A 1,382-nucleotide genomic window follows, 5' to 3' on the forward strand; every position below is an offset into this window, starting at 1 on the left:
AACCTAGCCGCAGCATCAATATGACGCGTCTGCTGCTTTCTCTCGACAGCACGCCTGAGAATCGTGAGGAAATTGTCTTAGCCAACCGTGTGTTGTCTGATCCTCGCTTTCAAAGCCAGCTCAAGAGTCTCGATCTCAATTATCTGGATGACGCTAAACGACATCTCAACCTCGACTGGGTTTCTGTCGATGAGGCGATTGATCACTTGAACGAAAGCCAGCAATACATTGAGGAAAACTTTGCCTCTGATGAGATCATCTTTGAACCTCGCGGCATCACGTTCAAAAACATCGTGATCAAAAAGAAAGATTGGCAGGGCCGCGCTTGTGCCTACGATCTGCGCTATAAACATCACCCCAAATATCGCCCCCCTTTTGGTGAGACCCGATTCACCATCACCAAAGATTCGTTAATTGAACACCCGAGTGTTGGCGACCATTTTCAAGGTTGCTTCATATCGCCGAATCACCAAATTACGGAAGATATTGTCGAGCCGATTAGCAAGTTTGCAGATTGGTTTAACCTTGTTGGTTGCTCTATCACAGGATGCACCCGCAACGACTTGAACGGCTTCTCTCTCGAAGACTTTGACGATGAAGGCGACTGGAAATATCGCTCAGTCGCGATGAATTTTGACCCAAGCACTGAGCTCTTTATGGAGAAAGTACAAGGTCTCGGGCGCAACAAACACATCCAACACAGCAACCGCACTGAAATGCTGTGGTTTTCCTACCCTAACACCAGCGAGCACGACATCGACTACCTCGGCGTGTGGCAGCAAACCCAATACCACCAGCAATCCATGACACAATCGTGTCTGTTAATGCGCCACCAACAAGTGATGCGATTGCCACGCAGCGCCGAGACCTGCCCAACCGATGCAAGCCTATACACCCAAGATGTCACCCGCGAGTTTGCCGATATGTGGTGGGTAAACAATGACGAACCGAAAGCCAATTTGGCGCAAATGAACATCATGGTGCGCTGGTCAACCACTCCGGCAGAAATCAACTACACCACTTGGGAATACTTACCGGCGGGAGCCAACTGGGAGCAAGGCATTTTGTATCGCTACCAACAGAACGTTAGTCGTAACCGAGATGGTTCTGATCATATTGAAACGCATACGATTTCTGAATTTGTCAAAGTGAGCGAGGAGGTATAACCATGGCAACGACTTCAGCCCTAACCCACATTATTCAGCAGTGGCAGTCTGGTAATAAACAAGCCGAAAGCGAGCTGTACCAATTCGCCTATTTGCAACTGCGTAAAATCGCCCAACAAGAACGTGAGCGCAACGCCGAAAAATACGGCACCGACAACATGGTATTGGCAGACAGCGTCAACAGCACCACCGCATTGATTCATGATGCTTACCTAA

General features: G+C 48.8%; 2 protein-coding genes. Both read left to right on the plus strand.

Annotated elements, in window-relative coordinates:
* Positions 1 to 1,166, plus strand: a 1,166-nt coding sequence (locus R7040_RS24435; protein ID WP_318097263.1) for a chromosome partitioning protein ParA, incomplete at its 5' end; no start/stop codon positions are given.
* A gap of 2 nt (positions 1,167 to 1,168) precedes the next feature.
* The coding region (locus R7040_RS24440) for an ECF-type sigma factor (RefSeq protein ID WP_318097264.1) at positions 1,169 to 1,382 on the plus strand (214 nt) is incomplete at its 3' end.

The sequence above is a fragment of the Vibrio sp. 1069 genome (assembly GCF_033340555.1).